This window comes from Streptomyces sp. NPDC085524 (assembly GCF_044541755.1).
In the GTDB taxonomy this organism is placed as follows: domain Bacteria; phylum Actinomycetota; class Actinomycetes; order Streptomycetales; family Streptomycetaceae; genus Streptomyces.
The window spans coordinates 25,139-47,403 of the sequence record NZ_JBITTH010000037.1; the positions used below are offsets into that span (position 1 = coordinate 25,139).

Sequence of the window (22,265 nt, forward strand, 5' to 3'; positions counted from 1 at the left end):
CACCGGCGGCGGATCCCCCACCCCACGCCCAGGGGTCTCGCCCCGGTTGGGGGCGAAGGGGACATCCGTAACCGGGATCCACGCCCGCTCGCGCACCTTCGCGCTTCGGGCCCGGCCCATAGGTCATTCACTGTCATCAAGCCCGGACAGGTGAGTCTCACAAGACTGCCTGTCCGTTCAGGACAGAAATAGAGACCTTCGGCATTTTTTGGCACAAAGGTCCCTGAGATAGTGCATCAGGCGTCTCGCCACCATACGACACGACACTGGGGCATATGAAAGGACTTGAGAGATGGATCACAGGTCAAGCGGGAACCGATCAAGCACATTCGAAGGTCCGTAGTAGGCCATAAGGCCAGTTCGGCAGGGGTGTGACGGCAGGCCCCTCGATTCACTCACCGCGGACTACCATCACCCACATGACGCGTGTACTGCTCGCCGAGGACGACGCATCCATCTCGGAACCCCTGGCCCGCGCCCTGCGCCGGGAGGGGTACGAGGTCGAGGTCCGGGAGGACGGCCCCACCGCCCTGGACGCGGGACTGCAGGGCGGCGTCGATCTCGTCGTCCTGGACCTGGGCCTGCCCGGAATGGACGGTCTGGAAGTCGCCCGCCGGCTGCGTGCCGAGGGCCACGGCTTCCCGATCCTGGTCCTCACCGCCCGGGCCGACGAGGTGGACACGGTGGTCGGCCTCGACGCCGGCGCCGACGACTACGTCACCAAGCCCTTCCGGCTCGCCGAGCTGCTGGCCCGCGTCCGGGCCCTGCTCCGGCGCGGCGCCAACGAGGCCTCCCAGCCCCCCGCCACCCACGGCGTGCGGATCGACGTCGAATCGCACCGCGCGTGGATGGGGGAGGAGGAGCTCCAGCTCACCGCCAAGGAATTCGACCTGCTGCGGGTCCTCGTCCGCGACGCGGGCCGGGTCGTCACCCGCGACCAGCTCATGCGCGAGGTCTGGGACACCACCTGGTGGTCCTCCACCAAGACCCTCGACATGCACATCTCCTGGCTGCGCAAGAAGCTCGGCGACGACGCGGCGAACCCCCGCTACATCGCCACCGTCCGGGGCGTCGGCTTCCGTTTCGAGAAGAGCTAGTACCTACTGAGTCATGCGCCGCCGCCTGATCAACTCCACGCTCGCCGTGGTGCTCGTCGTGATCGCGGTCTTCGGGGTGTCCCTGGTGATCGTGGAGACCCGGACGATCACCAACAGCGCCCAGGACCGGATCGAGTCCGAAGCGCTGCGCCTGCTGAGCATCGTCGAATCCAACGCACTGGAGAAGACGCCCGTCGACGCCGACGCGCTCGGCGAGCAGCTCGACGCCGGCGACTACGCCCGGATCAGCGTCCCCGGGCGGGCGGCGGTGGAGGTCGGCGACCGGATCCCCGGCAAGGTCGTCCGCGGCAGCGCCCGCGGCGAGCAGGGCGAGACGGTCGTCGTCGAGGCCTCCCGCTCCACCGTGACCAAGGAGGTCGGGCGGACCCTGGCCGTGGTCGGCGCGGTGGCGCTGCTCGCCGTCGTGGCGGCCGTACTGCTCGCCGTACGCCAGGCGAACCGGCTCGCCTCCCCGCTCACCGACCTCGCCGAGACCGCGGAACGCCTCGGCTCCGGCGACCCGAGACCCCGGCACAAGAGGTACGGAGTGCCCGAGCTGGACCGGGTCGCGGACGTACTGGACTCCAGCGCCGAGCGGATCGGCAGGATGCTGACCGCCGAGCGGCGCCTGGCCGCCGACGCCTCGCACCAGCTGCGCACCCCGCTCACGGCGCTGTCGATGCGGCTCGAGGAGATCACCGTCACCGACGACCTGGAGACCGTCCGGGAGGAGGCGTCGATCGCCCTCACCCAGGTGGAGCGGCTCACGGACGTCGTGCAGCGGCTGCTCACGAACTCACGGGACCCGCGGACGGGCTCCGCGGTCCCCTTCGACCTGGACGAGGTCGTCAAGCAGCAGGTGGAGGAGTGGCGGCCGGCCTACCGCAGCGCCGGCCGGGCCATCGTGCGCTCCGGCAAGCAGGGCGTGCGGGCCGTCGGCACCCCGGGCGCGGTCGCGCAGGTCCTGGCGACCCTCGTGGAGAACGCGCTCATGCACGGTGGCGGGACGGTCGCACTGCGTACCCGGGTCGTCGGCAACCAGGCGGTGCTGGAGGTCACGGACGAGGGCCCCGGGGTCCCGCCGGACCTCGGCAACCGGATCTTCGAGCGGGCCATCAGCGGCCGCAATTCCACCGGGATCGGCCTCGCCGTCGCCCGGGACCTCGCGGAGGCGGACGGCGGGCGGCTCGAGCTGCTCCAGTCGCAGCCGGCGGTCTTCGCGCTCTTCCTCAGCCGCACGGCGCCCCAGCGGGCCGAGCCCGAGGTAACGGTCCGCTAGGGCGTCGGCGGGTGGTCGGCGGGCACCGGCAGGCTGCCGGCGGGCCGCCGCGCTAGTTGTTCGCGGGCTCCGGCTCGGGCAGCGGCTCGGGCCTGCGGTCGGGCTTGGGCAGGGGCGCCGGCTCGGGCATCGGCTCGGCGGGCGTCGTGGCGAGGGGTGCGGGCAGGGCCTTGAAGACCCAGGTGCGGTAGGACCAGAAGCGGAACACGGTGGCCGTCCCGATGCCGATGAACTTGAACACGTTGCTGGCGACCGGGCCGCCCCAGCCGAAGCCGTACGTGGCCAGGTACAGCACGCCGTTCTCGATGACCAGGCCGATCGCGCTGAAGGCCACGAACAGGACCAGCTCGCGGGTGCGCCCGGCGGCGTTGCTCTGCGCGCGGTCGCGGTAGGCGAAGTAGCGGAAGCCGAGGTAGTTCGTGGTGATCGCCACCACGGTGGCTATCACGCTCGCGCGCACCACCTGGAGGTCGGTGGTGCTGCGGATCAGGTTGAAGACACCCAGGTTGACCAGCACCCCCAGGCCGCCGACCGCTCCGAACTTGGCGACCTCCCGAGCGAGGCCGCGTAGGCGTTCGAGAACGGATCCGGTCCCCGGCGTGCTCATCAGTAGGTCAGTCCTGTCGTTCACCGCCCCGGGAAGGGGCGTTCGGTGTACTCCGTCAACCCACCCATGCTAAGTGTCCCCCTTGCGCTCCGTCTGTGCCTTCCGGCCCCGTGCGACGCACGGCACACCGGCGGTTCCGCGCCAGGGTGCGTCCATATGGCGGAATTCCGCCGGATACCCTGGAGAGGTGACGTTCCCGGTAGTTGGCATGGTCGGCGGCGGACAGCTCGCCCGCATGACCCACGAGGCGGGCATCCCCCTCGGCATCAGATTCAAGCTCCTCAGTGACACACCACAGGACTCGGCGGCCCAGGTCGTGAGCGAGGTCGTCATCGGCGACTATCGCGACCTGGAGACACTGCGCGCGTTCGCGCGCGGCTGCGACGTGATCACTTTCGATCACGAGCACGTGCCCACCGAGCACCTGCGGGCCCTGGAAGCGGACGGCATCCCCGTCCGCCCGGGGCCCGATGCGTTGGTGCACGCCCAGGACAAGGGGGTGATGCGCGCCAAGCTCGACGAGATCGGCGCACCGAGCCCCCGCCACCGGATCGTGAGCGATCCGGCGGACGCGGCGGCCTTCGCGGCGGAGGTCGGCGGTTTCCCCGTCATCCTCAAGACCGTGCGCGGCGGCTACGACGGCAAGGGCGTGTGGTTCGTACGCAGCCAGGAGGACGCGGAAGCGCCCTTCAAGGCCGGTGTCCCCGTCCTCGCCGAAGAGAAGGTGGACTACGTCCGCGAGCTCGCGGCGAACATCGTCCGTTCCCCCCACGGCCAGGCCGTGGCCTATCCCGTCGTGGAGTCCGTCCAGGTCGACGGCGTCTGCGACACGGTGATCGCCCCCGCCCCGAACCTCTCCCCGGAGCTCGCGAGCGAGGCCCAGGCGCTCGCCCTGCGCATCGCGAAGGAACTCGGCGTGACCGGCCACCTGGCCGTGGAGCTGTTCGAGACCACCGACGGCCGCATCCTCGTCAACGAACTGGCGATGCGACCGCACAACAGCGGCCACTGGACCCAGGACGGGGCCGTGACCTCCCAGTTCGCCAACCACGTGCGCGCGGTCCTGGACCTCCCTCTGGGCGACCCGCGCCCCCGCGCCAAGTGGACCGTGATGGCGAACGTGCTGGGCGGGGACTACCCCGACATGTACGCGGCGTACCTGCACTGCATGGCGCACGACCCCCAGCTGAAGATCCACATGTACGGCAAGGACGTGAAACACGGCCGCAAGGTCGGCCACGTCAACACGTACGGCGACGACCTGGACGATGTCCTGGAGCGCGCACGCCACGCAGCCGACTACCTCAGAGGAACGGTCACCGAATGAGCACCTCCGCAAGCGCTCCCCTCATCGGCATCGTCATGGGCTCCGACTCGGACTGGCCGGTCATGGAGGCCGCTGCCCAGGCCCTCGACGAGTTCGAGATCCCCTATGAGGTCGACGTCGTCTCCGCGCACCGGATGCCGCGCGAGATGATCACGTACGGGGAGCAGGCCGCCGACCGCGGGCTGAAGGCGATCATCGCGGGCGCCGGCGGCGCCGCCCACCTGCCGGGCATGCTCGCCTCCGTCACCCCGCTCCCCGTGATCGGCGTGCCGGTGCCGCTGAAGTACCTCGACGGCATGGACTCCCTGCTGTCGATCGTCCAGATGCCCGCCGGGGTTCCCGTCGCCACCGTCTCGGTCGCCGGGGCGCGCAACGCGGGCCTGCTGGCCGCCCGCATCCTCGCCGCACACGACGACGACCTGCTGGCGCGCATGCGCGACTTCCAGCAGGAGCTGAACGACCAGGCCACCGAGAAGGGCAAGCGGCTGCGTGCCAAGGTCGCGGGCGCGGACTCCTTCGGGTTCGCGAAGTGAGCGCGGCGCAGCGCCTGGACGAGGCGCGTGAGCTGCTCGCCGAGCACCCGGTCGTCGACGGCCACAACGACCTCCCCTGGGCGCTGCGCGAGCAGGTCCGCTACGACCTGGCGAAGCGGGACATCGCCGGGGACCAGTCCGCCCACCTGCACACCGACATCCCCCGGCTGCGGGCCGGCGGGGTCGGTGCGCAGTTCTGGTCGGTCTACGTCCGCTCCGACTACGCGGGCGACACGGCGGTCAGCGCCACGCTGGAGCAGATCGACGTGGTCGGCCAGCTGATCGACCGTTACCCCGGCGACCTGGTCCGGGCGCTGACGGCCGACGACATGGAGGCCGCCCGCGCGAGCGGACGCATCGCCTCCCTCATGGGCGCCGAGGGCGGCCACTCGATCAACAACTCCCTCGCCACGCTGCGGGCCCTGCACCGGCTGGGCGTGCGGTACATGACGCTCACGCACAACGACACCATCGACTGGGCGGACTCGGCGACCGACGAGCCCCGGCACGGCGGTCTCACCGACTTCGGCCGCGAGGTCGTCCGCGAGATGAACCGCGTCGGCATGCTCGTGGACCTCTCGCACGTCGCCGAGACGACGATGCGCGACGCTCTGGCCGCCTCCGCCGCGCCGGTGGTCTTCTCGCACTCCTCCGCGCGTGCGGTCTGCGACCACCCGCGCAACATCCCGGACGACGTCCTCGCCCTGCTCCCCGCCAACGGCGGGGTGGCGATGGCGACCTTCGTCCCGAAGTTCATCCTCCCGGCGGCGGTCGAGTGGACCCAGGCCGCGGACGAGAACCTGCGCGCCCACGGCTTCCACCACCTGGACACCACCCCCGAGGCGATGGCCCTGCACCGGGCCTTCGAGGAGGCCCGCCCCCGCCCGGTGGCCACGGCCGCGACGGTGGCGGACCACCTGGACCACATGCGCGAGGTGGCCGGCATCGACCACATCGGCATCGGCGGCGACTACGACGGCACGGCCTTCACCCCGTCCGGCCTGGACGACGTGGCGGGCTACCCGAACCTGGTGGCGGAGCTCCTCACCCGCGGCTGGTCCCGCCCGGACCTGGCGAAGCTGACCTGGTCGAACGCGGTCCGCGCCCTCCGCGACGCGGAATCGGTCTCCCGCGACCTGTCGACGACCCGCGGCCCGTCCAACGCGGTGCTGTAGGCACGAGCCGTCGGGCGCGGCACCGCTGCGGGGGCTCCGCCCCCGGACCCCGGGTCCTCAAACGCCGGACGGGTTGGTTTGCCCTGCGGGCAATCCAGCCGCAGCCGAATCCAGCCTCACCGGCGTTCGAGGCGCGGGGTCCGGGGCGGAGCCCCGGGAAACGGAGAAAGGGCGGGGCGGGGAGCGGCCCCCGCACCCGCCCGGCCAGGGCAGCGGCACCCCGTCCCGCCCGGCCAGGGCAAAGGCCACCCGAACGCCACACCCGCCGGGCGGCACACACGCCCCGCGTGTCACGGTGGCACCACTTCCCCCTGCTGCCGCCGAGACCGGAGCGAACGCCATGGCCGACCTGCAGGATGAACCCCACTCCGTCGGCATCGGAGCCGAAGACCCACCGGCCCCCGCCACCACCCCCGCGGCCGGCGCGCTGGACCGCGCCACCGCGCTGCTGGCCGTCCATCCCGTCGCGGACGGGTGCAACACGCTCGTCCGGACCCTGCGCCAGAGCCCGTTCCACGACATCGACACCCCGGAAGCCGGCGTCGACACCGACATCCCGAGGCTCCGCGCCGGGGGAGTGGGCGCCCAGTTCTGGTCTCTCCTCGTACCCCCGGCCAGCCCGCCCGCCACCGTGCTCTCCGAGACCCTGGAGCAGATCGACGTAGCGCTCGCCCTGATGCGCCGCTACCCCGACAGCCTGCTCCTCGCACTCAGCGCCGACGACATGGCCGACGCCCGCAACCGCGGCCGCATCGCCTCGTTCCTCGGCCCCGTGCCCGGCAGCACGCTCACCGACTCCCTCGGCGCGCTGCGCGCCTTCCACACGCTGGGCGTACGGATCCTCGCGCCCGCAGGAGCGCCCTGGGCGGCGGAGGAGCTGACGGCCTTCGGCCACCAGGTGGTCCGCGAGGCGAACCGGCTCGCGATCCTGCTGGACCTCGCCGGCTGCGAGCCCGAGGCGGCCTGCCGGCTCACGGCAGCCTCCAAGGCCCCGGTGGTGGTCTCCAACACGGGGGCGGCCGCACTGAACCCGCATCCCGGGAACGTGACCGACGAGGTCCTGCTCGCCCTGCGGGAGGCCGACGGCCTGGCCATGGTCACCTTCGACACCGCCCGCACGGGGGACTCCCTGCACGCGGTGGCCGACCACATCGACCACGTACGGGCCGTCGCCGGCCCGGGCGGTGTCGGACTCGGCGCCGGCTTCGGCTCCGAACCGGGCAGCCCCCGCCCGACCGGCCTCACCGACCCCTCGGGCTACCCCAAACTGCTTACGGAGCTCCTCCAGCGGGGCTGGTCGGAAGCCGACCTCGCGGCGCTGACCTGGGGCAACGCCCAGCGGGTCCTGCGCGACGCGGAGTTCACGGCCCGGGCCGCCCAGCACCGCCGCAACTAGGCCGTCTTCTCGAGAGCTACCCGGCGCAGAGGCAGACCGGGTGCCCGGCCGGGTCGGCGTAGACCCGCCAGGAGCGGCCCCGGTCCTCCGTGTCCAGGGGCTTGGCCCCGAGGGCGAGGATCTGCTCCTCCGCGGCGTCGAGGTCCTCGACGGTCAGGTCCAGGTGGAACTGCTGCGAGCCCTCGGCAGAGGGCCAGGCCGGCGCGACGTGCCCCGGCGCCAGCTGGAACGCGAGCGGCGTGCCCCCGTGGCCTTCCAGGTCGACCCAGCTCCCGTCCTCCTCGGCGCTGGGGCTGCCGCCGAGCAGGCCGGCGTAGAAGGCGGCGAGGGCGAGCGGGTCGGGACAGTCGAGGACGACGGTGCCGAGCTTGGCGAAGGCCATGGGTCTCTCCTAGCGGTTACCGGTTAACGCCTTGTACGGGTAACGGCAAGCCTACGCGTTACCTCTGCTCCCTTCCAAGAGGTAACGTCGAGGACATGAGTGGACGCGCACCGGCACCCGGCGGTCTCGCGCTGGTGGAGAGCCTCGTCAACACGCTGAGCGTGGACACGGGCGACGACCGCCTCGCGGCAGAGTTCGGCCTGTCCGGGGAAGCCCTCGCCGAGGCGGTGGAACTGCGGGAGGCCCTGCGCGACGCGCTGCTGGCGCACGCGGGACACGAACTGCGACCCGGGGCCGAGGACCGCCTGAACCGCCTCCTCGCCGCGGCCCCGCTGGCCGTGCGCATCGACGCCTCGGGCGCCGTGTCCCTCGCGCCGACGGGCGCCCCGACCCTGCTGGCCCGGACGGCCGAGGCCCTGGCGGAAGGAGCCGCCGCGGGCACCTGGGCACGCCTCAAGGCCTGCGCGGCGGACGACTGCCGCTGGGCGTACTACGACCGCAGCCCCGCGGGCCGCGGCCGCTGGTGCTCGATGTCGATCTGCGGCAGCCGCGAAAAAATGCGCAAGTACCGCGCCCGCGACCCGAACCCCCCACCCGGCAAACCCGGCGGCACCCCCACCCCCACCGGCGGCACCCCCACCCCCACGGGCGGCATCCCCAGCCCCTCCGGCGATTGAGGAGCGGGGCCCGGGGCATGCCCGCAGGGCAACGGCGCCGCACGCGCGCACCCAAGCGGGGCACGCCCGCAGGGCAACGGCGCCGCACGCGCGCACCCAAGCGGGGCACGCCCGCAGGGCGTCAGGCTCGGGGGCGTCCCATCGCCCGGTACGTCCACCCGGCCGCCCGCCACCGCTCGGGGGCCAGCGCGTTGCGGCCGTCCAGGATCAGCCGGTCCGTGACGACGCCGCCCAGCTCCGCGGGGTCGAGGTCGCGGAACTCGCGCCACTCCGTGAGGTGCAGTACGACCTCCGCCCCGCGCGCCGCCTCCAGCGCGGAGTCCGCGTACCCGAGCGTCGGGAACACGCGGCGGGCGTTCTCCATCCCCTTGGGGTCGTACACGGTCACCTGCCCGCCCTGGAGGTGGATCTGCCCGGCCACGTTGAGCGCGGGCGAGTCCCGTACGTCGTCCGAGTCCGGCTTGAAGGTGGCGCCGAGCACGGCCACCCGCTTGCCCAGGAACGAGCCGCCCACGGCCTCCCGCGCCAGCTCGACCATGTGCCCGCGGCGGCGCATGTTGATCGAGTCGACCTCCCGGAGGAAGGTCAGCGCCTGGTCGGCGCCCAGCTCGCCGGCCCGCGCCATGAAGGCGCGGATGTCCTTCGGCAGGCAGCCGCCGCCGAAGCCGATGCCGGCCCGCAGGAACTTCGCGCCGATCCGCTCGTCGTAGCCGATGGCCTCCGCCAGCTTGACCACGTCACCGCCGGCCGCCTCGCACACCTCGGCCATGGCGTTGATGAACGAGATCTTGGTCGCGAGGAAGGAATTGGCGGCGGTCTTGACCAGCTCCGCGGTCGGGAAGTCGGTGACGACCAGCGGGCTGCCCTCGCCCATGGGCGTCGCGTACACCTCGCGCAGCACCTTCTCGCCGCGCTCGCCCTGTACGCCGATCACGATCCGGTCGGGGTGCAGGGTGTCCTGCACGGCGAAGCCCTCCCGCAGGAACTCCGGGTTCCAGGCCAGCTCCACGTCCGCGCCCGCCGGGGCCAGCTCCACGAGCTTCTCCGCCAGCCGCTGCGCCGAGCCCACCGGCACGGTCGACTTGCCGACCACCAGCACGGGCCGCGTCAGGTGCGGGGCGAGCGAGCCCATCGCCGCGTCCACGTACGACATGTCGCACGCGTACTCCCCGTGCTTCTGCGGGGTGTTCACGCACACGAAGTGGACGTCGCCGAACTCCCCGACCTCCTCCCAGGAGGTCGTGAACCGCAGCCGCCCGGTGGATCCCGGCAGCCCGGCCACGTGCTTGGCGAGCAGTTCCTCCAGCCCGGGTTCGTACATCGGCACCCGGCCGGACGCGAGCATCTCGATCTTCTCGGGCACCACGTCGAGCCCCAGCACTTCGAACCCCAGCTCCGCCATCGCCGCGGCGTGGGTCGCGCCGAGGTAACCGGTGCCGATCACAGTGATCCTGAGGGGGGCCATGGGTGCTCCAGAGGTGCGGGGCCGTGTGCGGCCACTGAGCATAGTCGGGCCCGCCGCGGGGGACGGTCCCCAGTGGGCCCTCCGCTGTCACGCAGCTCACGCGGGCCGTCCATACCGCTGCCCCGCCGGCGGCGACTAAACTTGGGTTACTTAACGGTAGTTAGCATCGCGAATCGCATCACCGAATCGCATACCGAACGCATCACGTCACGCACCGCGTAACGCGTCACCCTTGGGGAGTGAGAGATCTTGGCGGGTTCTGCCGACTTCGACCTGTACCGTCCGGCCGAGGAGCACGACATGCTCCGCGAGTCCGTCCGCTCGCTCGCCGAGGCGAAGATCCTCCCGTTCGCGGCCGCGGTCGACGAGGAGTCCCGCTTCCCGCAGGAGGCCCACGACGCGCTGGTCGCCAACGACCTGCACGCCGTCCACGTCCCGGAGAGCTACGGCGGCGCCGGTGCCGACGCGCTCGCGACCGTGATCGTCATCGAAGAGGTCGCCCGCGTGTGCGCGTCCTCCTCCCTGATCCCGGCCGTCAACAAGCTCGGCTCGCTGCCGGTGATCCTCTCCGGCTCCGAGGAGCTGAAGAAGAAGTACCTCGGCCCGCTGGCCAAGGGCGACGGGATGTTCTCGTACGCCCTCTCCGAGCCGGACGCCGGCTCGGACGCGGCCGGCATGAAGACCCGCGCGGTCCGCGACGGCGACTTCTGGGTCCTCAACGGCGTCAAGCGCTGGATCACCAACGCGGGCGTCTCCGAGTACTACACGGTCATGGCCGTCACCGACCCGGAGAAGCGCTCGAAGGGCATCAGCGCCTTCGTCGTCGAGAAGTCGGACGAGGGCGTCTCCTTCGGCGCCCCGGAGAAGAAGCTCGGCATCAAGGGCTCCCCGACGCGCGAGGTCTACCTCGACAACGTCCGCATCCCCGCCGACCGCATGATCGGCGCCGAGGGCACCGGCTTCGCCACCGCGATGAAGACCCTCGACCACACCCGCATCACCATCGCCGCCCAGGCCCTCGGCATCGCCCAGGGCGCCCTGGACTACGCCAAGGGCTACGTCCGGGAGCGCAAGCAGTTCGGCAAGCCGATCGGCGACTTCCAGGGCATCCAGTTCATGCTCGCGGACATGGCCATGAAGATCTCCGCCGCCCGCGCCCTGACCTACCAGGCCGCGGCAGCCTCGGAGCGCGGCGACGCCGACCTCACCTACCTCGGCGCCGCGGCCAAGTGCTTCGCCTCCGACGTGGCCATGGAGGTCACCACGGACGCCGTCCAGCTCCTCGGCGGCTACGGCTACACCCGTGACTACCCGGTGGAGCGCATGATGCGCGACGCGAAGATCACGCAGATTTATGAAGGCACGAACCAGGTCCAGCGGATCGTCATGGCCCGCAACCTCCCGTAACGGGCGGTACGTGCTCTGACCTGCACGGATAAGGAAGGCCCCGGCTTCGGCCGGGGCCTTCCGGCGTTGCGGCGGCATGGCTAGTGTGTGCGCCGTCGGATTGTCGGAGCGGTGGTGCAGGGCGGTAGAGAAGATGTCCGCAGAACGATCGGTCGCGCAGACCCTCGGGCAGATCGCCCGTCAGGACGTGGTCCGGATCGGCCCGGAGACCTCCGTCGGCCGCGCGGCCGCCCTGGTCCACGTCGCAGAGCGGTACGGCTACGAGTACGGCGAAACGCGCCGGACCGGGCACAAGAACGCGCTCGTCCTGGTCCTCATGTACCGCGACCCGCGCCCCGAGGCGCGCGCCCGGGAGGCCGCCACCCTCGCCGCCCACCCGCAGGCAGGCAACGGCGGGGCGGTGCCGGGCATGCAGCCCGGTTCCCTCAAGCCCCTTCCCGAGGCCGAGGAGGCAGTCGCCCGGGCCAAGGACCGCATCCAGTTCGACGCCATGTCCCAGGTCGCCGGCAAGAAGCAGCAGCTGATGGCGGCCGGGTACTGCGCGGCCCTGCCGGTCGTCCTCCTCATCGCCGGAATGCCGCTCGGCGCGCTGTACGGCGGCGCCGCGATGGCCGCGTTCGTGTTCGGGGGCTTCAAGATCGGGGCCGTACGGCGGCAGCGGATCGCGCGGAGGCTGACCGATGCCGGGTTCGTCCCGGTCCGCGACGAGCACGGCCGCGCACGGTTCCTGCGCCCGGGCCAGCAGCTGCCCGGCCACGCGAACCCGTTCGCGGCCTGACGGTCCGGTGTAACGCACGCGCACAGGACCCCCGGCACGGCGCCGGGGGTCCTGTGCGCGTGCGGGAGCCCGTCAGGGGCAGCTGATGCGGACGTCGCCCGTGTCCGTGGTGCAGACGTCGGTGTTGTAGCCGCCGTTGGCGGTGTCGTTGCCGGAGACGCCGTCGACGGTGTTCAGGCGGTCGGCGCCGAAGTTGCCGGTCAGGCTGTCGCTGCCGGGGCCGCCGATCAGGTTGTCGTCGCCGTAGCCGCCGTCGACGCGGTCGTTGCCGGGGCCCGCGTGGACGGTGTCGTTGCCGAAGGAGGCGTTGACGGTGTCGTTGCCGCTGAGGGCGCAGATGACGTCGTTCCCGTAGCCGCCGTTCAGGGTGTCGTTGCCGCTGGTGCCGACGATCGTGCAGCCCCGCGTGTTGGTGACGGTCGTGGTGGCGCTCGCCGTGTTGTTCGCGGTGTTCGGGTCGGTCGTGGTGGCGCTCGCCGTCGCCGTGTCGGTGAGGCTGCCGACGCGTGAGGGTTCGGCGGTGACCGTCACCGTGGCCGTGGCGCCGGGAGCGAGGCTGCCGAGGGCGCAGACGGCCTGGGACGGGGTGGTGGTGCAGCTGCCCTGGCCCGCGGTGGCGGAGAGGACCGTGCCGTTGCCGGTTCCGGTGAGGGCGTCGGTCAGCTGCACTCCGGTCGCGGTGGTCGTGGTGCTGTTGTTGGTCACGCGGACCGTGTACGTCGCGGAGTCGCCGAGGGCGACCGTGGCGGGGGAGCCCGTCTTCGTCACCGACAGGTCCGCCGACACGGGCGGGGGCGGGGTGCTTCCGGAGACCTCGTAACGGACCACACCGCGCGCCGTGCCGTCCTCCGTGACGCCGGCCACGACCAGCTTGCCGTCCGGCTGGACGGCGAGGGCCTGGCCCTGCTCCCAGTCGTCCTCGTAGAAGGGGCCCACGTCGGTGGTCACCTTGCCGTCGCCGCTGAAGGTGGTGTCCAGGCTGCCGTCGGTGTTGTACCGGACCACCGCGAAGTCGTGCGGGTCACCGGTCCCGGCCCCGCCTCCCGCGGCGACGATCCTGCCGTCCGGCTGGAGCGCCACGTCGTTGGCGATGCCGGTGCCCGCCTCGAAGGAGACGCCCACCCGGCCGTCACCGCCGAAGGCGGTGTCCGGGGTGCCGTTGGTGTTGAAGCGGGCCGTCGTGAACCCCTCCGAGCTGTAGCCGGACACGACGATCTTGTTGTCCGCCTGCAGCACCACGCCGTTCGCGGCGTCGATGGAGGTTCCCCAGTCGAGGAGCAGCTGCCCGTCGCCGTCGAAGCTGGTGTCGGGGCTGCCGTCCGGGGTGTAGCGGGCCAGCGCCACGTCGGTGCTGAAGGCGGGGGACGCGTACGAGGCCGTGCCCACGGCGACGATCCTCCCGTCGGACTGCAGCGCCAGGTCCTGGACCGATGCGCCGAGCGGGAACGGGGTCGCCACCCGGCCGTCCCCGCCGCCGAAGGTGTTGTCCGGGCTGCCGTCGGGCAGCAGGCGCGCCAGTGCGAAGCCGCCCTGACCCGCTCCGGCGGCGAGGATCCTGCCGTTGGACAGCACCCGCACCGCGCTCCCCGAGGAGCCCTGGCCGAAGTCGGGGAACACCCGGCCGGCGTTGCCGAAGGCCGTGTCCAGGGCGCCGTTCGGGAGGTAGCGCAGCAGCGTGAACTGGCTCCAGGCGGTGCCGTTCTGCTCGACGAGGGTGGACCCGGCCACGACGATCTTCCCGTCGGCCTGGAGGGCCACCGCCTGCCCCGAGTCACCGGAGCTGATGGTCGTCGCCACCGCGCCGCCGTCGCCGAAGGCGGTGTCCGGGGAGCCGTCGGGGTTGTAGCGGACCAGCGAGAAGGCGGGGTCGCCGCCCTCGGCCGGTGTCAGGGTCCCGACGGTGAGGATCTTGCCGTCGGGCTGGAGGACCATGTCCGGGCTGTCCTCGTAGTAGGGGAGGTCGGTGATGACCTTCCCGTCGCCCCCGCCGAACGTCGGGTCCAGATCGCCCGGTGCCCCCAGGGCCATGCCAGGTCCGGCGACCACGAGCGCCACTGCGGCGGCCGTCGCCGTACAGGCCGGCCGGAGCCTTCTGCGCAGACTCCGCAGACTCTGCAGTCCTGGCAGACTTCGCGGACTTCGGGGGGAGGCGATCGGAGCGAGCATGCGGACGACTCCTTCTCGTGGTGCCGGAGGGTGGTGGCGGTCCTTCCCCGGCGCAGAGCGTCCGCGGACCCGCGCCAAGGATCGTAGGAGCCAAGATCGACTGGGTTGCCCCGCCATTTCATGACACGCCGGGCACGGGGGCTGTCCGGGTGGAGGCGCTCCCGCGACCCGCCCTCCTCCCGCACCGACGTGCGACTCGGATGGGCTAAATTTGGGCCTTCGTACGTAGTAATCGGGTGGGGAGAACGTAATGACGGAAGCGATCCTGCTGGTCGGGGGGCAGGGGACGCGGCTGCGCCCGGTGACGGTCAACACGCCGAAGCCGATGGTCCCCACGGCGGGCGTCCCCTTCCTCGCCCACCAGATAGCCAGGGCTGCCGCCGCCGGTGTCACCCACATCGTGATGGCCACCTGCTACCTGGCAGAGGTCTTCGAGCCCTACTTCGGCGACGGATCCGACTTCGGCATCCACCTGGAGTACGTCGTCGAGGACGAGCCCCTCGGCACGGGCGGCGCCATCCGCAACGCGGCGCAGCTGCTCACGGGCGGCCCGGACTCCTCCGTCCTCGTCTTCAACGGGGACATCCTCACGGGCCTGGACATCGCCGGACTCGTCGAATCGCACAAGGCGGCCGACGCCGACGTCTCCCTGCACCTGGTGCGGGTGGAGGACCCCCGTGCCTTCGGCCTGGTCCCCACCGACGCCGACGGGCGGGTGCTGGCCTTCACCGAGAAGCCGCAGACGCCCGAAGAGATCATCACCGACCAGATCAACGCCGGCTGCTACGTCTTCCGCCGCAGCGTGATCGACTCCATCCCGGCCGGCCGGCCGGTCTCCGTCGAGCGCGAGACCTTCCCCGGTCTGCTCGCCTCCGGCAGCAGGCTGCACGGCGTCACGGAGAACTCGTACTGGATGGACCTCGGCAAGCCCGAGTCGATCATCCAGGCCTCCGCCGACCTGGTCCGCGGCGTCGTCCCCTCCCCGGCCGTCCCCGGCCGCCGCGGCGAGTCCCTCGTGCTTCCCGGCGCCCAGGTGGCGGCCGGAGCCAAGCTGTCGGGAGGCACCGTCGTCGGCGCCGGCGCCCGCATCGAGGCCGGCGCGGTCGTCGACGGGTGCATCGTGCTCGACGGCGCCGTCATCGAGGCGGACGCCCAGGTGCACGCCAGCCTCATCGGCGCCCGCGCCGGCGTGGGCGCGCGGACCGTGCTGGAGGGCACCGTCGTCGGCGACGACGCCCTCGTGGGCGCGGACAACGAGCTGCGCACCGGCGCCCGCGTGTGGTGCGGGGCCCGGCTGCCCGCGGCCGCGATCCGCTTCTCCCCGGACGCCTGACGGCAGCGGGCGGGCCGGCCAGTGGCCCGCCCGCCCGCCCGCCTGCTCGCCGCCCGCTCAGTTCCCGCGGACGGTGACCTTCTCGTCGTTCTGGATCTGCTTGACCAGCTGCTGCACCTTCGCCTTGTCCCAGACGAGGTTGCCGCCGCGCTGGCCGGAGATCGGCATGTTCATCGACACGCCGTCGCCGCCGTTGACGCCCTTCATCGCGAAGAACATCTGGCCCATGTCGTACAGGCCCATGTCCTTGTCCACGATCAGCGTGTCCAGGCCCGCGCCCATCAGCGGGTAGAGCTTGAACGGGTTGAGGACCGTGGTCGGGGTCGCCGCCTGGTTGGCGAGCGCCGACAGGAACTTCTGCTGGTTCTTCGTCCGCTGGAGGTCCGACTCCGCGAAGGCGTACCGGGTCCGGACGAAGGCCAGGGACTGCTCGCCGTTCAGCGTCTGCTTGCCCGCCTTGAAGTCGGCGCCCGACTTCTCGTCCTTGAAGCCCTGCTCGATGTCGAGCTCGACGCCGCCGAGCGAGTCCACGATGTTCGCGAAGCCGGCGAAGCCGATCTCCGCGTAGTGGTCGATGCGCAGGCCGGTGTTGAACTCCACGGTCCGCACGAGCAGCTCGGGTCCGTCCTCCGCGTACGCCGCGTTCAGCTTGGTGCGCTTGCCCGTGCCCGCGTACTTCTTGCCGGACTGCGAGCCGACGAAGGAGGGGATCTCCACGTCCGAGTCGCGGGGCAGCGAGACCATCGTGTTCCCGCTGGAGCACTTCGCCAGGATCATCATCGAGTCCGTGCGCTTGCCTTCGGCGGAGCCCGTGTGGAGCTTCTTCTTCTCCTCGTCGGACATGCCCTCGCGGCTGTCGGAGCCCACGATCAGGTAGGTCGTGCAGTCGCCCTCCTTGGGGCGCTCGATGACCTTGGAGAGGTCCACCTCGCGGCGCACCTTGGAGTCGGCCCAGAAGTACGTGGAGACGCCGGTCACCAGCAGAGCGGAGACCAGCACGATCGAGCCGACCTTGATCCGCTTGCGCCAGTCCGGCGCGGGACCCGCAGGCCGCTGTCCCGGGCCGCCGGGGCCGCCGGGGCCTCCGGGGCCGCCCGGGCGTCCTGAGTCGCCCTGGCCGCCGCCCGCAGGGGTGCCGTAGACCTGGCCGGTGTTGTAGCCGCTGTCGTAGCCGTCGTACGTGTCGTGGCTCTGCGCCCCCTGCGGGGGCACGGAGGGACGTACGGGCTGCGCGGGGCGCCGGGGCGCCGGGGGGCTCTGCGGGGGTCGCTGAGGCTGGGGCGGCTGCTGCGGCTGCTGCCGCTGGATGTGGCGCATCCGCTGGGCACCCTCGGGCTGCGGCTGCTCGCTGCCGCGTCCGTACCCGCCGTCACGACCTTCTGGCCAGTCATTCATGCGCCCAAGAATGCCTGCTCGGGCGGGTCGTCCAACAGCCCGGGGGACCTTCCGTACCGGTGCTGTTGCAGAGCTGATGCCTCCGGTACGGATCTAAGGTGTCCGTATGACTCAGATACCGGGCGAGCTGCCCGGGAAGCCGACCGCGGCCTCCCGTACGACCCTCAGCCACATCATGACCGCCAACGACACCAACCTCCTGGGCACGGTGCACGGTGGAGTGATCATGAAGCTGGTGGACGACGCTGCGGGTGCCGTGGCCGGCCGCCACTCCGGCGGGCCGGCCGTCACCGCCTCCATGGACGAGATGGTCTTCCTCGCGCCCGTGCGCGTCGGCGACCTCGTCCACGTGAAGGCCCAGTGCAACTGGACCGGCCGCTCCTCCATGGAGATCGGCGTACGGGTCCTCGCGGAGCGGTGGAACGAGTCCACCCCCGCCACCCAGGTGGGCACCGCCTACCTCGTCTTCGCGGCCGTGGACGCCGAGGGCAAGCCCCGGCCGGTCCCGCCCGTCCTGCCGGAGACGGAGCAGGACGAGCGGCGCTACCAGGAGGCCCAGATCCGCCGCACCCACCGGCTGGCCCGCCGCCAGGCGATCCGGGCACTGCGCGAGGAGCGGGCCGCCCAGGGCTTCGACGACTGACCGCCGGGCCGGGAGGCCGACCGGACCGGCCCCGGCCGGCCGCACGGCCGGGAGACCGGGCCGGGCCGCCGGCCCCGCGCTATCGCCCGCAGACCACCTGGTCCCCGGTGACCACCCCGGCCGCGCCGCCCTGGTACGGGTCCTCCGCCCGCACCGGCACCACCTTGCGGTAGTCCGCGCCCGCGATGACCAGCACCGTCCGCCCCTGGCCCGGCACCGCCCGCAGCTCGCTGCCGGGCAGCGCCGTGGAGACCGACCGGGCGGAGCGGTCCCAGCGCGGGTCGTACGTGACCACCGTGCGCCGGACCTCGCGGCTGGCGCCGCCCACCGGGGCCCCGGTGGTGTCGAAGCCGGTGGCGCGCAGTGCGGCGTCGACCCGTCCGCCCAGTCCGTCGATCCGGGTCCCGTTCTCCACCTGGACCCGGATCTGCTGCGGCGGCACGTCCACCGGAACCGTCGTCGGCCGGTCGGCGGCGGCCGCGCCTGCGCCCGCGGCCTTCCCGGGCCGGGCCGGCGCCAGGGCCCGGTCCTCGCGCAGCGCCTCGAAGAGCTTGGCCGCCTTCGGCTCGTCCCACTTCACGGTGGAGCCGATCCCCTTGACGGGGAAGGAGGCGTCGCCGATCGGCACCGAGGCGAACTCCGAGGAGGAAGGGGTGAAGTCCCGCATCGCCTGCCCGAGCGCGAGCATCTGCTCCGAGCCGAAGCCCTTGTCGGCCCGGACGGAGCCGAGCAGGGTCGAGCTGACCTCCTTGAACTTCACCGGGTTCAGCAGCACCCCGCCGCCGGTCGCCTGCTTGATCAGCGCCGCGATGAACCGCTGCTGGCGCTGCATCCGGCCGAGGTCGGAGGCCCCGTCCACATGGCGCGAGCGCACGTACTGCAGGGCCTGTCCGCCGGTGAGCCGGTGGGTGCCGGGGAGCAGCTCCAGGCCGGTGTTCGGGTCGCGCATGGTCTTGGCGGTGCAGATCTCCACGCCGCCCATCGCGTCGACGGTCTTCATGAAGCTGGTGAAGTCGACCTCCAGGTAGTGGTCGATCTTCACCCGGGTCATGGCCTCGACGGTCCGCACGGTCAGCTGGGGCCCGCCCTCCGCGTAGGCCGCGTTCAGCTTCACGGGGTGGGCCTTGTGGTCGTTGCCGCTGTTCAGGTCCCGGTGCGCGGGCACCTCCGCGTAGCTGTCGCGGGGCAGGCTGATCACGCTGGCCCGCTCCCGGTCCGCCGAGAGGTGCACGAGCATGATCGTGTCCGTGCAGTGGCAGGGCGCCCCGCCCAGGTGGTACTCGCGCTTCTCCTCGGGGGTGATCTTGTCCCGGCCGTCGGTGCCCACCAGGAGGAAGTTCAGGCCGTGCCCGGCCTGCGGGCGGTTCTTCATGTCCTTGAACGGGTCCACGCGCTCGATCCCGGTGTCCAGGCCGGTCATCACGGCGTGCCCGACGGCTCCGGAGCCCAGCACGACCACCGCCAGCCCGGCCGCGACCCGCACCCCCCACCGGGGCCGGTCGCCGCCCCGGCGCCGTGCGCGCTGCGCCGGGCGCGGCCCGGCGGGACGGGGGGGACGGTGCGGGTGGGGCACGGTGGACACCTCCGCGAGGCAGCAGGAGAACGGTCGGCTAGGGCGTCGAAGCTTCGGCTGATCCGCCAGAACAGTAGGCCCATACGATCAGCCTCTGTCCGTACCGCTCACTCGGCGCGCACCCGGTTCCCCCGTACGCGGTAACGTGACACCGATACCCGACCTTGAAGGACCACATGCCCGCCCAGCAGCCCGCAGTCTCGGTGATCATGCCGGTGCTCAACGAGGAGCACTACCTCCGCGATTCCGTCCGCCACATCCTGGAACAGGAGTACGCGGGCGAGATGGAGGTGGTGATCGCCCTCGGGCCGTCCACGGACCGCACCGACGAGATCGCCGCCGAACTCGTCGCCGAGGATCCCCGAGTCCACACCGTCCCCAACCCCACCGGACGGACCCCGGCGGCGCTCAACGCCGCCATCAAGGCCTCGCGCCACCCGATCGTGGTACGCGTCGACGGCCACGGCATGCTCTCGCCGAACTACATCGCCACCGCGGTCCGCCTCCTGGAGGAGACCGGTGCGCAGAACGTCGGCGGCATCATGCACGCCGAGGGCCAGAACGGCTGGGAAGACGCCGTCGCCGCCGCGATGACCTCGAAGATCGGCGTGGGCAACGCGCCGTTCCACACGGGCGGCCAGGCGGGCCCTGCCGAGACCGTCTACCTGGGTGTCTTCCGCCGCGAGGCGCTGGAGCAGCAGGGCGGATACAACGAGGAGTTCATCCGCGCCCAGGACTGGGAGCTGAACTTCCGCATCCGCGAGGCCGGGGGTCTGATCTGGTTCTCCCCGGAGCTGAAGGTCCAGTACCGCCCGCGGCGCTCCGTCAAGGCGCTGGCCAAGCAGTACAAGGACTACGGGCGCTGGCGCCACGTCGTGGCCCGGTACCACGCCGGCTCCATCAACCCGCGCTACCTGGCCCCGCCGACCCTGGTCTGCGCCCTGGCCGCGGGCGTGGTCGTGGGCGTGGCGGTCAACCCGCTGGGCTTCGCCGTGCCCGCCGGCTACCTCGCGGCGATCGTCGCGGGCTCGATCCCGGCGGGCAAGGGCCTGTCGCTGAAGGCCCGGGCGCAGATCCCCGTCGCCCTGGCGACGATGCACCTGTGCTGGGGCTTCGGCTTCCTGACGAGCCCCCGCTCGCTGGCGAACAAGGTCATCGCGAGCCGCCGTCCGGCGGTCCGGCGGGACTCCTCGCAGGTCTGAGGCGCGGTCCGCGCGGTCCGGCACACGAAGAGGGGGTCCGGTGCGACAGCACCGGCCCCCTTCTCCATGCGTACGGACCTACCAGGTGAAGCCCGGCTGGATCGGCATGCAGGCGCCCTCGTTGTCGCCGTTGAGGGCGTGGGCCGAGGTCGGCAGTGCGGTCGGTGCGGGCGGCGGCGGGGCCGGGGCGTCACCGGTCCGCCAGTCCTTGCCGACGAACAGGGTGATGCCGGAGACCTGGTCGGACTTCTCCACCGAGGAGGCCGGCAGGCCCAGCGCCGTGGCGACGACTGCGGCGTCGGCCGCCTGGGCGTCGTCGGCGAAGCGGACCACGGTGGTGTCCTCGCCCGAGGTCGAGGCCGCGGTGTCGGAGGAGGTCTTGGTGAAGCCCTTGCGGATCAGCAGCGAGGCGACCTCGCCCGCCCGGTTCTTCACCTTGGCCTGGGCGCCGTCCTTGCCGTTGGTGGCGTTGCGGACGGAGACCGCGATCTTCGCGGGTGCCGAGGCCGAGGCAGGGGCCGTGGTCGCGGCGGCGGGTGCGGTCGGGGCCGCGGAGGCGCCCGGCGAGGGGGCGGCGCCGGCCGCCGGGGCGTCGGAGCCCTTGAAGTCGAGCGGTACGTCGTCGCGGACCATCTTGAACACGGCCTCGGCCGCGCCCGGCTCGGGCTCGACCCGGCCCTCCTCGCGGGTGCTGTACACCCACGGCATGGTGGTCATGGTGATCCGGTTCGGGGGAACCTTCTTGAGCTCCATGCTGAGGTCGTACAGTCTGTCGATCTTGTTCAGGCTCGGGTCCACGATCATGGCGTCGATCGCGGCCTTCGCCAGGCTGTTGAGCATCAGCGGGTTGCTGAGCTTGGCGTTCTTGCGGAACTCCCGGGACAGCGAGCTCATGTACTGGTGCTGGGCGTGGGTGCGGCCGATGTCGGTGCCGTCCTCGAACCCGTAGCGGGTGCGCAGCCACTGCAGGGCCTGCTCGCCCTGGATCCGCGTCGTGCCCTTCGGCAGCTTCAGGCCGGATCCCTTGCCGTCACGGGTCCGGGAGTGCACGTTCTGCTCGACGCAGACCGGGACGCCGCCGATGGCGTCGGCCATCGAGACCACGCCCTTGAAGTCGATCATCATGAAGTGATCGATGGGTATCTTCGTCAGCTCGGTCCAGGCTGCGACGGTGCAGCCCGGGCCGCCGCGGCCGAGGGACTCGTTCGTCTGGACGAGCCCCTTGCTCTCCGGGTGCACCTTGCCGTTCGGCTCGGTGCACTTGGGCATCTTCAGCAGGGTGTCGCGCGGCATCGACACCACGGACATGTTGCTGCGGTCCGCGGACAGGTGCAGCAGCATCTGCACGTCCGCGAGGGGCGGGCCGCCGAAGGTTTCCGTGGCCCCGCCGAGGGCCTGGTTCGCCTCGTCGTTGCGGGCGTCCGAGCCGATGAGGAGGATGTTCAGCGGGGTCTGCCCGAAGGCGTTCGGCTTGGAGCCGCCCAGCTTGTTCTCACCGAGGTTCAGCGCATCGGTCCTGATGCTGCCGTTGAGGTGGCGGTAGTACAGGTATCCGGCCGCCGCCGTCCCGAGTATGAGGAAGGCGAGCACGGAGGAGACCCAGCGCAGCACGCGCCGGCGGCCCCGCCTGGAGCCCATGCCGCCGGCCGCACGGCGGTTTCTGCGCGAGCCGCCCCGTGGTGGGGGCACCGTGCCGGACGGGCCCGCCCCTCCGCCGGATATGTCACCGGCGGACTGGGCGGCCGCCCCCTCCCCCCGCACGCTGCTCTGCCTCACGTGTTCCCCCTAGAAGATCCTGATTGCTCGGCGTTGTGCCGGTACTACCTGCTA

At 71.9% G+C, this 22,265-nt stretch carries 19 protein-coding genes; 12 read left to right on the top strand and 7 right to left on the bottom strand.

Annotated elements, in window-relative coordinates; translation table 11 throughout:
- Window positions 1-419 precede the first annotated feature (419 nt).
- Together ACIGFK_RS37940 and ACIGFK_RS37945 are read left to right on the top strand one after the other, a co-directional pair.
- Entirely contained in the window at window positions 420-1,097 is a 678-nt protein-coding gene (locus tag ACIGFK_RS37940) for a response regulator transcription factor (protein WP_215035026.1), read from the top strand.
- 13 nt (window positions 1,098-1,110) lie between these two features.
- Complete coding sequence (locus ACIGFK_RS37945) at window positions 1,111-2,376, top strand: ATP-binding protein (protein ID WP_376661081.1); 1,266 nt, start codon at window positions 1,111-1,113, stop codon at window positions 2,374-2,376.
- Between the two features lie 52 nt (window positions 2,377-2,428).
- Here ACIGFK_RS37945 and ACIGFK_RS37950 read toward each other — a convergent pair whose 3' ends face one another.
- On the bottom strand, window positions 2,429-2,983 hold the full coding sequence (locus ACIGFK_RS37950) for a GtrA family protein (protein WP_376661080.1): 555 nt from the start codon (window positions 2,981-2,983) through the stop codon (window positions 2,429-2,431).
- Between the two features lie 154 nt (window positions 2,984-3,137).
- On the opposite strand from ACIGFK_RS37950, the gene ACIGFK_RS37955 reads away from it, so the two are divergent.
- The 4 genes from ACIGFK_RS37955 (at window position 3,138) to ACIGFK_RS37970 (ending at window position 7,414) form a co-directional block, all read left to right on the top strand.
- Window positions 3,138-4,310, top strand: a complete 1,173-nt coding sequence (locus ACIGFK_RS37955) for a 5-(carboxyamino)imidazole ribonucleotide synthase (RefSeq protein WP_400055526.1) — start codon at window positions 3,138-3,140, stop codon at window positions 4,308-4,310.
- The gene (gene purE / locus ACIGFK_RS37960) at window positions 4,307-4,843 is read left to right on the top strand and encodes a 5-(carboxyamino)imidazole ribonucleotide mutase (protein WP_376661079.1); all 537 of its coding nucleotides are present in this window, start codon (window positions 4,307-4,309) and stop codon (window positions 4,841-4,843) included. The genes ACIGFK_RS37955 and purE overlap by 4 nt, the downstream gene beginning before the upstream one ends.
- Window positions 4,840-6,018, top strand: a complete 1,179-nt coding sequence (locus ACIGFK_RS37965) for a dipeptidase (RefSeq protein WP_376661078.1) — start codon at window positions 4,840-4,842, stop codon at window positions 6,016-6,018. Before purE ends, ACIGFK_RS37965 begins: the two co-directional genes overlap by 4 nt.
- 340 nt (window positions 6,019-6,358) lie before the next feature.
- Entirely contained in the window at window positions 6,359-7,414 is a 1,056-nt protein-coding gene (locus ACIGFK_RS37970) for a membrane dipeptidase (RefSeq protein ID WP_376661077.1), read from the top strand.
- Between the two features lie 16 nt (window positions 7,415-7,430).
- On the opposite strand, the gene ACIGFK_RS37975 is transcribed toward ACIGFK_RS37970, so the two are convergent.
- Complete coding sequence (locus tag ACIGFK_RS37975; protein WP_376661076.1) at window positions 7,431-7,796, bottom strand: VOC family protein; 366 nt, start codon at window positions 7,794-7,796, stop codon at window positions 7,431-7,433.
- A 95-nt stretch (window positions 7,797-7,891) separates the two neighbouring features.
- Here ACIGFK_RS37975 and ACIGFK_RS37980 point away from each other — a divergent pair, with 95 nt between their 5' ends.
- On the top strand, window positions 7,892-8,473 hold the full coding sequence (locus tag ACIGFK_RS37980) for a CGNR zinc finger domain-containing protein (RefSeq protein ID WP_376661075.1): 582 nt from the start codon (window positions 7,892-7,894) through the stop codon (window positions 8,471-8,473).
- A gap of 121 nt (window positions 8,474-8,594) precedes the next feature.
- On the opposite strand, the gene ACIGFK_RS37985 is transcribed toward ACIGFK_RS37980, so the two are convergent.
- The gene (locus ACIGFK_RS37985) at window positions 8,595-9,938 is read right to left on the bottom strand and encodes a UDP-glucose dehydrogenase family protein (protein ID WP_376661074.1); all 1,344 of its coding nucleotides are present in this window, start codon (window positions 9,936-9,938) and stop codon (window positions 8,595-8,597) included.
- A 249-nt stretch (window positions 9,939-10,187) separates the two neighbouring features.
- Between ACIGFK_RS37985 and ACIGFK_RS37990 the strand changes: the two genes are divergently transcribed.
- Together ACIGFK_RS37990 and ACIGFK_RS37995 are read left to right on the top strand one after the other, a co-directional pair.
- Entirely contained in the window at window positions 10,188-11,345 is a 1,158-nt protein-coding gene (locus ACIGFK_RS37990; RefSeq protein WP_376661073.1) for an acyl-CoA dehydrogenase family protein, read from the top strand.
- Between the two features lie 133 nt (window positions 11,346-11,478).
- Window positions 11,479-12,123 (top strand): hypothetical protein, encoded by a 645-nt coding sequence (locus tag ACIGFK_RS37995; RefSeq protein ID WP_400055502.1) that lies wholly within the window; start codon window positions 11,479-11,481, stop codon window positions 12,121-12,123.
- 72 nt (window positions 12,124-12,195) lie between these two features.
- Here ACIGFK_RS37995 and ACIGFK_RS38000 read toward each other — a convergent pair whose 3' ends face one another.
- Window positions 12,196-14,169 (bottom strand): calcium-binding protein, encoded by a 1,974-nt coding sequence (locus ACIGFK_RS38000; protein ID WP_400055503.1) that lies wholly within the window; start codon window positions 14,167-14,169, stop codon window positions 12,196-12,198.
- Between the two features lie 370 nt (window positions 14,170-14,539).
- On the opposite strand from ACIGFK_RS38000, the gene ACIGFK_RS38005 reads away from it, so the two are divergent.
- Window positions 14,540-15,622, top strand: a complete 1,083-nt coding sequence (locus ACIGFK_RS38005; RefSeq protein ID WP_376661859.1) for a sugar phosphate nucleotidyltransferase — start codon at window positions 14,540-14,542, stop codon at window positions 15,620-15,622.
- A 57-nt stretch (window positions 15,623-15,679) separates the two neighbouring features.
- On the opposite strand, the gene ACIGFK_RS38010 is transcribed toward ACIGFK_RS38005, so the two are convergent.
- Window positions 15,680-17,017 carry an LCP family protein gene (locus ACIGFK_RS38010; protein WP_376661858.1) on the bottom strand — a complete coding sequence of 446 codons (1,338 nt, stop codon included), beginning with the start codon at window positions 17,015-17,017 and terminating at the stop codon, window positions 15,680-15,682.
- 106 nt (window positions 17,018-17,123) lie between these two features.
- Here ACIGFK_RS38010 and ACIGFK_RS38015 point away from each other — a divergent pair, with 106 nt between their 5' ends.
- Window positions 17,124-17,660, top strand: a complete 537-nt coding sequence (locus tag ACIGFK_RS38015; protein WP_376661857.1) for an acyl-CoA thioesterase — start codon at window positions 17,124-17,126, stop codon at window positions 17,658-17,660.
- A 79-nt stretch (window positions 17,661-17,739) separates the two neighbouring features.
- Here the strand turns inward: ACIGFK_RS38015 and ACIGFK_RS38020 are convergent, their stop codons facing one another.
- Window positions 17,740-19,143: an LCP family protein gene (locus ACIGFK_RS38020; protein ID WP_376661861.1), complete on the bottom strand. Its 1,404-nt coding sequence runs from the start codon at window positions 19,141-19,143 to the stop codon at window positions 17,740-17,742.
- A 266-nt stretch (window positions 19,144-19,409) separates the two neighbouring features.
- Here ACIGFK_RS38020 and ACIGFK_RS38025 point away from each other — a divergent pair, with 266 nt between their 5' ends.
- Complete coding sequence (locus tag ACIGFK_RS38025; protein WP_376661856.1) at window positions 19,410-20,435, top strand: glycosyltransferase family 2 protein; 1,026 nt, start codon at window positions 19,410-19,412, stop codon at window positions 20,433-20,435.
- A 78-nt stretch (window positions 20,436-20,513) separates the two neighbouring features.
- Here the strand turns inward: ACIGFK_RS38025 and ACIGFK_RS38030 are convergent, their stop codons facing one another.
- Complete coding sequence (locus tag ACIGFK_RS38030) at window positions 20,514-22,211, bottom strand: LCP family protein (protein WP_376658885.1); 1,698 nt, start codon at window positions 22,209-22,211, stop codon at window positions 20,514-20,516.
- Between the last annotated feature and the right edge of the window lie 54 nt (window positions 22,212-22,265).

Coding starts and splice junctions, on each gene's coding strand:
- ACIGFK_RS38015 (WP_376661857.1), top strand. CDS start 17,124: ATGACTCAGATACCGGGCGAGCTGCCCGGGAAGCCGACCGCGGCCTCC.
- ACIGFK_RS37950 (WP_376661080.1), bottom strand. CDS start 2,983: ATGAGCACGCCGGGGACCGGATCCGTTCTCGAACGCCTACGCGGCCTC.
- ACIGFK_RS38010 (WP_376661858.1), bottom strand. CDS start 17,017: ATGAATGACTGGCCAGAAGGTCGTGACGGCGGGTACGGACGCGGCAGC.
- ACIGFK_RS37995 (WP_400055502.1), top strand. CDS start 11,479: ATGTCCGCAGAACGATCGGTCGCGCAGACCCTCGGGCAGATCGCCCGT.
- purE (WP_376661079.1), top strand. CDS start 4,307: ATGAGCACCTCCGCAAGCGCTCCCCTCATCGGCATCGTCATGGGCTCC.
- ACIGFK_RS37980 (WP_376661075.1), top strand. CDS start 7,892: ATGAGTGGACGCGCACCGGCACCCGGCGGTCTCGCGCTGGTGGAGAGC.
- ACIGFK_RS37940 (WP_215035026.1), top strand. CDS start 420: ATGACGCGTGTACTGCTCGCCGAGGACGACGCATCCATCTCGGAACCC.
- ACIGFK_RS37975 (WP_376661076.1), bottom strand. CDS start 7,796: ATGGCCTTCGCCAAGCTCGGCACCGTCGTCCTCGACTGTCCCGACCCG.
- ACIGFK_RS37970 (WP_376661077.1), top strand. CDS start 6,359: ATGGCCGACCTGCAGGATGAACCCCACTCCGTCGGCATCGGAGCCGAA.
- ACIGFK_RS38025 (WP_376661856.1), top strand. CDS start 19,410: ATGCCCGCCCAGCAGCCCGCAGTCTCGGTGATCATGCCGGTGCTCAAC.
- ACIGFK_RS37945 (WP_376661081.1), top strand. CDS start 1,111: ATGCGCCGCCGCCTGATCAACTCCACGCTCGCCGTGGTGCTCGTCGTG.
- ACIGFK_RS38005 (WP_376661859.1), top strand. CDS start 14,540: ATGACGGAAGCGATCCTGCTGGTCGGGGGGCAGGGGACGCGGCTGCGC.
- ACIGFK_RS37985 (WP_376661074.1), bottom strand. CDS start 9,938: ATGGCCCCCCTCAGGATCACTGTGATCGGCACCGGTTACCTCGGCGCG.